This is a genomic window from Streptococcus pacificus (assembly GCF_016481305.1).
Lineage (GTDB): Bacteria > Bacillota > Bacilli > Lactobacillales > Streptococcaceae > Streptococcus > Streptococcus pacificus.
Window position 1 is genome coordinate 1 of sequence record NZ_JAENBO010000009.1, and the last position, 4,938, is coordinate 4,938.

The following is a 4,938-nucleotide window of genomic DNA, read 5'->3' on the forward strand; positions in this document are numbered from 1 at the left end:
TAGCTAAGCAACTACCCTATCTCACAGGGGGCAACCCCCAACTACTTCAGGCGTTCTAGGACTTAACTGCTGTGTTCGGCATGGGTACAGGTGTATCTCCTAGGCTATCGTCACTTAACTTATGAATGATTAATCATTCAAAATTGAATATCTATCGCAAGATCCACCTTGACGCTTCTCTACTTCTCTTTTTTTGGATAAGTCCTCGAGCTATTAGTATTAGTCCGCTTAACATGTCACCACGCTTACACTCCTAACCTATCAACCTGATCTTCTCTCAGGGCTCTTACTGATTACTCATGGGAAATCTCATCTTGAGGGGGGCTTCGCACTTAGATGCTTTCAGCGCTTATCCCGTCCCTACATAGCTACCCAGCGATGCCTTTGGCAAGACAACTGGTACACCAGCGGTAAGTCCACTCTGGTCCTCTCGTACTAGGAGCAGATCCTCTCAAATTTCCTACGCCCGCGACGGATAGGGACCGAACTGTCTCACGACGTTCTGAACCCAGCTCGCGTGCCGCTTTAATGGGCGAACAGCCCAACCCTTGGGACCGACTACAGCCCCAGGATGCGACGAGCCGACATCGAGGTGCCAAACCTCCCCGTCGATGTGAACTCTTGGGGGAGATAAGCCTGTTATCCCCAGGGTAGCTTTTATCCGTTGAGCGATGGCCCTTCCATACGGTACCACCGGATCACTAAGCCCGACTTTCGTCCCTGCTCGAGTTGTAGCTCTCGCAGTCAAGCTCCCTTATACCTTTACACTCTGCGAATGATTTCCAACCATTCTGAGGGAACCTTTGGGCGCCTCCGTTACTCTTTAGGAGGCGACCGCCCCAGTCAAACTGCCCGTCAGACACTGTCTCCATTGACGATAAGCCAATCGGGTTAGAGTAGCCATAACACAAGGGTAGTATCCCAACAACGCCTCCTACGAAACTGGCGTCCCGTATTCATCGGCTCCTACCTATCCTGTACATGTCCTACAGATACTCAATATCAAACTGCAGTAAAGCTCCATGGGGTCTTTCCGTCCTGTCGCGGGTAACCTGCATCTTCACAGGTACTAAAATTTCACCGAGTCTCTCGTTGAGACAGTGCCCAAATCATTACGCCTTTCGTGCGGGTCGGAACTTACCCGACAAGGAATTTCGCTACCTTAGGACCGTTATAGTTACGGCCGCCGTTTACTGGGGCTTCAATTCATACCTTCGCTTACGCTAAGCACTCCTCTTAACCTTCCAGCACCGGGCAGGCGTCACCCCCTATACATCATCTTACGATTTAGCAGAGAGCTGTGTTTTTGATAAACAGTTGCTTGGGCCTATTCACTGCGGCTGTCTTTAAGACAGCACCCCTTCTCCCGAAGTTACGGGGTCATTTTGCCGAGTTCCTTAACGAGAGTTCTCTCGATCACCTGAGGCTACTCGCCTCGACTACCTGTGTCGGTTTGCGGTACGGGTAGATAAACAATTAACGCTAGAAGATTTTCTTGGCAGTGTGACATCACTAACTTCACTACTAAACTTCGCTCCCCATCACAGCTCAATGTTATAGGTATAAGCATTTGACTCATACCACACCTCACTGCTTAGACATGCACTTCCATTCGCATGCTTTAGTTAGCCTACTGCGTCTCTCCATCACTCATTTATCTAGTACAGGAATATCAACCTGTTGCCCATCGAATACACCTTTCGGTCTCTCCTTAGGTCCCGACTAACCCAGGGCGGACGAGCCTTCCCCTGGAAACCTTAGTCTTACGGTGGACAGGATTCTCACCTGTCTTGCGCTACTCATACCGGCATTCTCACTTCTATGCGTTCCAGCACTCCTCACGGTATACCTTCTCCACACATAGAACGCTCTCCTACCATTACCTTACGGTAATCCACAGCTTCGGTAAATTGTTTTAGCCCCGGTACATTTTCGGCGCAGGGTCACTCGACTAGTGAGCTATTACGCACTCTTTGAATGAATAGCTGCTTCTAAGCTAACATCCTAGTTGTCTGTGCAACCCCACATCCTTTTCCACTTAACAATTATTTTGGGACCTTAGCTGGTGGTCTGGGCTGTTTCCCTTTCGACTACGGATCTTAGCACTCGCAGTCTGACTGCCGACCATAAATCAATGGCATTCGGAGTTTATCTGAGATTGGTAATCCGGGATGGACCCCTCACCCAAACAGTGCTCTACCTCCATGATTCTTAATGTCGACGCTAGCCCTAAAGCTATTTCGGAGAGAACCAGCTATCTCCAAGTTCGTTTGGAATTTCTCCGCTACCCACAAGTCATCCAAACACTTTTCAACGTGTCCTGGTTCGGGCCTCCAGTGCGTCTTACCGCACCTTCACCCTGCTCATGGGTAGGTCACTTGGTTTCGGGTCTACAACATCATACTATTTCGCCCTCTTAAGACTCGGTTTCCCTACGGCTCCGTCTCTTCAACTTAACCTCGCATGATATCGTAACTCGCCGGTTCATTCTACAAAAGGCACGCTCTCACCCATTAACGGGCTCGAACTTGTTGTAGGCACACGGTTTCAGGTTCTATTTCACTCCCCTTCCGGGGTGCTTTTCACCTTTCCCTCACGGTACTGGTTCACTATCGGTCACTAGGGAGTATTTAGGGTTGGGAGATGGTCCTCCCAGATTCCGACGAGATTCCTCGTGTCTCGCCGTACTCAGGATACTGTTAGGTATTATCTCTATTTCAAATACGAGGCTCTTACTCTCTTTGGCCTACCTTCCCAGGTAGTTCTTCTATAAAGATAACGTCCACATTACAGTCCTACAACCCCGAAGAGTAAACTCTTCGGTTTGCCCTCCTGCCGTTTCGCTCGCCGCTACTAAGGCAATCGCGTTTGCTTTCTCTTCCTGCAGCTACTTAGATGTTTCAGTTCACTGCGTCTTCCTTCTCATAACCTTAACAGTTATGGATACTAGTCTTTAACTAGTGGGTTCCCCCATTCGGATATCTCTGGATCGGCGCTTACTTACAGCTCCCCAAAGCATTTCGTTGTTAGTCACGTCCTTCTTCGGCTCCTAGTGCCAAGGCATCCACCGTGCGCCCTTATTAACTTAACCTTATTTCTTTTTTCAGTTTCCTATATATACGGAATTTGATAGATATTCAATTTTCAAAGATCAATCCTAGGTTATTACTAACCTATGGAGCCTAGCGGGATCGAACCGCTGACCTCCTGCGTGCAAAGCAGGCGCTCTCCCAGCTGAGCTAAGGCCCCACGTCTCATAGCTTTTAGACCTCTCAAAACTAAACAAGACAAGCAAACGTACATTCCGATCGTATTCCTACGATTTTCCTTAGAAAGGAGGTGATCCAGCCGCACCTTCCGATACGGCTACCTTGTTACGACTTCACCCCAATCATCTATCCCACCTTCGGCGGCTGGCTCCTAATAGGTTACCTCACCGACTTCGGGTGTTACAAACTCTCGTGGTGTGACGGGCGGTGTGTACAAGGCCCGGGAACGTATTCACCGCGGCGTGCTGATCCGCGATTACTAGCGATTCCGACTTCATGTAGGCGAGTTGCAGCCTACAATCCGAACTGAGATTGGCTTTAAGAGATTAGCTTGCCGTCACCGGCTTGCGACTCGTTGTACCAACCATTGTAGCACGTGTGTAGCCCAGGTCATAAGGGGCATGATGATTTGACGTCATCCCCACCTTCCTCCGGTTTATTACCGGCAGTCTCGCTAGAGTGCCCAACTAAATGATGGCAACTAACAATAAGGGTTGCGCTCGTTGCGGGACTTAACCCAACATCTCACGACACGAGCTGACGACAACCATGCACCACCTGTCTCCTCTGCCCCGAAGGGAAAGCCTATCTCTAGGCCGGTCAGAGGGATGTCAAGACCTGGTAAGGTTCTTCGCGTTGCTTCGAATTAAACCACATGCTCCACCGCTTGTGCGGGCCCCCGTCAATTCCTTTGAGTTTCAACCTTGCGGTCGTACTCCCCAGGCGGAGTGCTTAATGCGTTAGCTGCGGCACTAAACCCCGGAAAGGGTCTAACACCTAGCACTCATCGTTTACGGCGTGGACTACCAGGGTATCTAATCCTGTTCGCTACCCACGCTTTCGAGCCTCAGCGTCAGTGACAGACCAGAGAGCCGCTTTCGCCACCGGTGTTCCTCCATATATCTACGCATTTCACCGCTACACATGGAATTCCACTCTCCCCTTCTGCACTCAAGTTAAACAGTTTCAAAAGCGTACTATGGTTGAGCCACAGCCTTTAACTTCTGACTTATCTAACCGCCTGCGCTCGCTTTACGCCCAATAAATCCGGACAACGCTCGAGACCTACGTATTACCGCGGCTGCTGGCACGTAGTTAGCCGTCCCTTTCTGGTAAGCTACCGTCATGTGTTAGACTTTCCACTCCTAACACTGTTCTTCGCTTACAACAGAGCTTTACGATCCGAAAACCTTCTTCACTCACGCGGCGTTGCTCGGTCAGGGTTGCCCCCATTGCCGAAGATTCCCTACTGCTGCCTCCCGTAGGAGTCTGGGCCGTGTCTCAGTCCCAGTGTGGCCGATCACCCTCTCAGGTCGGCTATGTATCGCTGCCTTGGTGAGCCGTTACCTCACCAACTAGCTAATACAACGCAGGTCCATCTCCTAGTGATACAATTGTATCTTTTAACATCCTATCATGCGATAAAATGTCTTATGCGGTATTAGCTATCGTTTCCAATAGTTGTCCCCCGCTAGAAGGTAGGTTACCTACGCGTTACTCACCCGTTCGCGACTCATTTTAATCGGTGTAGCAAGCTACGGTGATCAAAATGCGTTCCACTTGCATGTATTAGGCACGCCGCCAGCGTTCGTCCTGAGCCAGGATCAAACTCTCATTAAAGTTTGAGTCTTTACTCATTACTGTCGTCTGACAGATTTATTGCTTTTTT

1 tRNA gene and 3 rRNA genes are annotated in these 4,938 nt (G+C 49.7%); all 4 read right to left on the reverse strand.

Annotation, left to right across the window (positions count from 1 at the left end):
- Positions 1 to 2 precede the first annotated feature (2 nt).
- Positions 3 to 118, reverse strand: a 5S ribosomal RNA gene (gene rrf / locus JHK62_RS07850).
- Positions 119 to 193: 75 nt separating this feature from the next.
- Positions 194 to 3,091 (reverse strand): 23S ribosomal RNA (locus JHK62_RS07855).
- A gap of 85 nt (positions 3,092 to 3,176) precedes the next feature.
- A tRNA-Ala gene (locus JHK62_RS07860) sits at positions 3,177 to 3,249 on the reverse strand.
- Between the two features lie 83 nt (positions 3,250 to 3,332).
- Positions 3,333 to 4,889, reverse strand: a 16S ribosomal RNA gene (locus JHK62_RS07865).
- Together the 16S, 23S and 5S rRNA genes with 1 tRNA gene alongside form the textbook arrangement of a ribosomal RNA operon.
- Between the last annotated feature and the right edge of the window lie 49 nt (positions 4,890 to 4,938).